Genomic DNA, 4,544 nt, shown 5'->3' on the forward strand with positions numbered 1-4,544 from the left:
TCTGGCGCTGCCCAGTTCTCTTCGGCGTTAGCAATCATGAGTGCCAAATCGGCATAGCGATCTGCTGTTCCGAGCCGCCCAAGGTCGATCAGACCCGTGCATTGAAGAGTTTTAGGGTCCACCATGAAGTTCGGCATGCAGGGATCACCATGGCAAACAACCATATCGGTGCGCTCTTGGTCGAGCCGCACCGGTAGCTCTCGTTCGACACGAGCCAAAAGATCGAGCTGCGGCGTACTCTTGTCCTCGTCCGGTAAGAAGTCGGGATTGACGGCATTGCGGGACACCACATCAACGGCGCGTCCGAACATTCGCGACAGCCTGCGCTCAAACGGACATTGATCAACCGATAGGCTGTGAACAGCGCCAAGTTGCTGCCCCATTGACGGCCACGCTTTGAGCAAATCCGCTCCAGACAGATCAGCCGCCGGTACTCCCGGAATTGCCGTTATCACCAAGCATGCACCCTCCTGTTCCTCCTGCCAGTTGATCACCTCGGGGCAAGCCACACCTCGACCTTTGAGCCAAATGAGGCGGTCACGCTCTCCAGCGAGCTCACCGCGGCGGGAAGCAGGTGCGATTTTCGCGAAGGCATGCCCGTCACCACGTCGAAAAACAAAATCACCAGATTCTCCGCCTCTGACAGGCAACCAGTCAGAATGCGATTCACCAAAAAAAATATTAGTTCGATTCAATGGAGGTTCCTTCAGTTTTCTGATGAAGCGCGGAGGTGGCTCAACCTGCGAAAAGAAACGAGTTGCTACGTAAGTCCGAGAACATGCTTTCCATGGTCTCTGAGCTCGCCTTTGGGACCGACATATCGGTAGAGAGTGACGCGCTCGATGCCGAGTTCCTTGCAGAGATCGGAAACTGAAGTATCGCGCTGGGCCATGGCGGCTTGCGCGAGACGCACCTGAGCTTTGGTGAGCGCGAATTTTCGTCCGCCCTTGCGACCGCGCGCTCTCGCGGAGGCGAGACCCGCCATGGTGCGCTCTCGGATCAGATCCCGCTCGAACTCGGCCAAGGTGGCGAAGATTCCGAACACCATGCGACCGGACGCAGTCGTGGTGTCGATCTGAGCGCCCTTTCCAGTCAGAACCCGCAGGCCGATCTTGCGGTCTGACAGCTCCTTCACCGTGTTGACCAGATGGGCAAGCGATCGTCCGAGGCGATCGAGCTTCCAGACCACCAGCACATCGCCGTCACGCAATGACTTGAGGCAGGCAGTCAAGCCAGGGCGATCATCACGACCGCCGGAAGCAAGATCATCATAGATATTGTCCCGTTCGACACCTGCGGCGCGCAAGGCGTCGTGCTGCAGGTCGAGAGACTGCGAGCCATCGGCTTTGGAGACGCGGGCATATCCGATCAGCATGTATCACAAACGTTGGTTTGAGGCGGCGCTTCGGCCACGATTGCATTGACCTCTGGAAATGTATCTCAACCAGCTTCATAAACAAAGCGTCTTGAACGCTATCAGATTTTGAAAAAGGAACATGTATGCCGCGTCGCGTCACTCTAACCGATCGGCAGAAAGACGCGCTGTTGCGCTTGCCGACTTCACAGACGGATTTGCTCAAGCACTATACGCTGAGTGATGAAGACCTTGGGCATATCAGGCTGCGTCGGCGCGCTCACAACAGGTTCGGCTTCGCCCTGCAATTGTGTGTCCTGCGCTATCCCGGCCGGGTGCTGGCTCCAGGCGAACTGATCCCTGCAGAGGTCATCGAATTTATCGGAGCGCAGCTTGGCCTGGGTGCCGACGATCTCGTAGACTATGCTGCCCGCGAGGAAACACGGCACGAGCATCTTGCCGAGTTACGGGGGCTCTACGGCTTCCGCACCTTCTCCGGACGTGGTGCGAGCGAGCTGAAGGAATGGTTGTTCCGAGAAGCCGAGATGGCGGTGTCGAACGAGGATATCGCCCGTCGCTTCGTAGCCGAGTGCCGACGCACCCGCACTGTCCTTCCCGCGACATCCACGATCGAGCGGCTTTGTGCCGCGGCTCTCGTCGATGCCGAGCGACGCATCGAGACGAGGATCGCCAGTCGGCTGCCTATGTCGATCCGAGAACAGTTGCTGGCATTGCTCGAGGAGACGGCTGATGATCGGGTGACCCGTTTTGTGTGGCTGCGCCAGTTCGAGCCTGGCTCGAACTCTTCGTCGGCCAACCGGCTGCTCGACCGGCTCGAATATCTGCAACGCATCGATCTCCCCGAGGATCTGCTTGCCGGCGTTCCTGCCCATCGGGTGACTCGTCTGCGCAGGCAGGGTGAACGGTATTATGCCGACGGCATGCGCGATCTCCCGGAGGACAGGCGGCTTGCGATCTTGGCTGTTTGCGTCTCGGAATGGCAGGCGATGTTGGCCGACGCAGTGGTCGAAACCCACGACCGGATCGTCGGCCGTCTCTACCGTGCTTCGGAGCGTATTTGCCATGCAAAGGTCGCAGACGAAGCGGGGGTGGTGCGTGACACCCTGAAATCCTTCGCCGAGATCGGGGGCGCCCTGGTCGATGCACAGGATGATGGCCAGCCGCTGGGCGATGTCATCGCGAGTGGGTCAGGGTGGGACGGCTTAAAAACCCTTGTTGCAATGGCAACCAGGCTGACCGCCACCATGGCCGACGATCCGCTCAATCATGTGCTCGACGGTTATCACCGCTTCCGCCGATACGCTCCACGCATGTTGCGCCTGCTCGATCTGCGAGCTGCGCCCGTTGCACTGCCGCTTCTGGAAGCGGTGACGGCCCTTCGTACCGGTTTGAACGATGCCGCGATGACCAGCTTCTTGCGGCCCAGCTCGAAATGGCATCGCCACCTTCGGGCCCAGAGGGCTGGCGACGCTCGCCTATGGGAGATCGCGGTGCTGTTCCATCTGCGCGATGCGTTCCGCTCCGGAGATGTCTGGCTTACTAGGTCCCGGCGCTATGGCGATCTGAAACACGCACTCGTTCCGGCACAATCCATCGCGGAAGGCGGTCGTCTCGCTGTGCCATTGCGGCCGGAGGAATGGCTGGCAGACCGGCAAGCTCGCCTCGACATGCGGTTGCGCGAGCTTGGCCGTGCCGCTCGCGCAGGCACGATCCCGGGCGGGTCGATTGAAAACGGCGTTCTGCATATCGAGAAACTCGAAGCCGCCGCGCCGACAGGCGCCGAAGATCTGGTGCTCGATCTCTACAAGCAGATCCCGCCCACGCGCATCACCGATCTCCTGCTGGAGGTGGATGCGGCGACCGGCTTCACCGAAGCGTTCACCCATCTGCGCACAGGAGCACCCTGCGCTGACCGGATCGGGCTAATGAACGTTATCTTGGCGGAAGGGATCAACCTCGGCTTGCGCAAAATGGCGGATGCGACAAACACCCACACCTTCTGGGAATTGATCCGCATTGGACGGTGGCATGTCGAGGGCGAAGCCTATGACCGGGCGCTGGCCATGGTGGTCGAGGCACAGGCAGCGTTACCCATGGCCCGGTTCTGGGGCATGGGCACGTCGGCTTCGAGCGACGGACAGTTCTTCGTCGCTACAGAGCAAGGTGAGGCCATGAACCTGGTCAACGCGAAATATGGCAATACCCCGGGCCTGAAAGCCTATAGCCACGTCTCCGACCAATATGCGCCGTTCGCAACCCAGGTGATTCCTGCAACGGCAAGCGAAGCGCCTTACATCCTCGATGGCCTGCTGATGAACGATGCTGGACGCCATATCCGCGAGCAGTTCACCGACACGGGCGGCTTCACCGATCACGTCTTTGCCGCATGTGCCATTCTCGGCTACCGGTTCGCTCCGCGCATCCGCGACCTGCCATCCAAACGGCTCTACGCGTTCAATCCGTCGGCCGCCCCGGCGCACCTGCGAGCGTTGATCGGCGGAAAGGTCAACCAAGCCATGATCGAGCGCAATTGGCCCGACATCCTGCGCATCGCCGCCACCATTGCTGCCGGGACCGTCGCGCCAAGCCAGATTCTGCGGAAACTCGCCTCCTATCCGCGGCAGAACGAGCTCGCGACAGCCCTGCGGGAAGTCGGTCGCGTCGAGCGCACCCTGTTCATGATCGACTGGATTCTGGATGCCGAACTCCAACGGCGTGCCCAGATCGGGCTCAACAAAGGCGAAGCTCATCATGCGCTGAAGCGGGCAATCAGCTTCCACCGCCGCGGTGAAATCCGCGACCGTTCCGCCGAAGGCCAGCATTACCGCATCGCCGGCATGAATCTGCTCGCCGCCATCATCATCTTCTGGAACACCATGAAGCTCGGCGAGGTCGTTGCAAACCAGAAACGCGATGGAAAGCTGCTATCGCCCGATCTCTTGGCCCATGTTTCGCCGCTCGGATGGGAACACATCAATCTCACCGGAGAATATCGCTGGCCAAAGCCTTAGCGTAGGATTCCGCCCCCTCCCGCAAACGACCCCGGTGACGGGATTGGCAAGGTAGCCGGGTCCAGCCTGCACGCCGGCGTGGCGGCCAGGGCCGATGAACGCAAGAAGCTCGAACGGCTGTGCCGGTACATCAGCCGTCCGGCGGTATCCGAGAAGCG

3 protein-coding genes and 1 pseudogene are annotated in these 4,544 nt (G+C 60.5%); 2 read left to right on the forward strand and 2 right to left on the reverse strand.

The window, feature by feature from the left end:
- Both GYB81_RS23230 and GYB81_RS23235 read right to left on the reverse strand, forming a co-directional pair.
- Window positions 1-695, reverse strand: a 695-nt coding sequence (locus GYB81_RS23230; RefSeq protein WP_161897963.1) for an APH(3'') family aminoglycoside O-phosphotransferase, incomplete at its 3' end; no start/stop codon positions are given.
- Window positions 696-760: 65 nt separating this feature from the next.
- Window positions 761-1,375 (reverse strand): recombinase family protein, encoded by a 615-nt coding sequence (locus GYB81_RS23235; RefSeq protein ID WP_000904906.1) that lies wholly within the window; start codon window positions 1,373-1,375, stop codon window positions 761-763.
- A 125-nt stretch (window positions 1,376-1,500) separates the two neighbouring features.
- Between GYB81_RS23235 and GYB81_RS23240 the strand changes: the two genes are divergently transcribed.
- Complete coding sequence (locus tag GYB81_RS23240) at window positions 1,501-4,386, forward strand: Tn3 family transposase (RefSeq protein ID WP_001138082.1); 2,886 nt, start codon at window positions 1,501-1,503, stop codon at window positions 4,384-4,386.
- Between the two features lie 30 nt (window positions 4,387-4,416).
- A pseudogene (locus tag GYB81_RS23245) lies at window positions 4,417-4,544 on the forward strand (transposase); the annotation flags it as partial.

The sequence above is a fragment of the Pseudomonas yangonensis genome, from assembly GCF_009932725.1.
In the GTDB taxonomy this organism is placed as follows: Bacteria; Pseudomonadota; Gammaproteobacteria; order Pseudomonadales; family Pseudomonadaceae; genus Aquipseudomonas; species Aquipseudomonas yangonensis.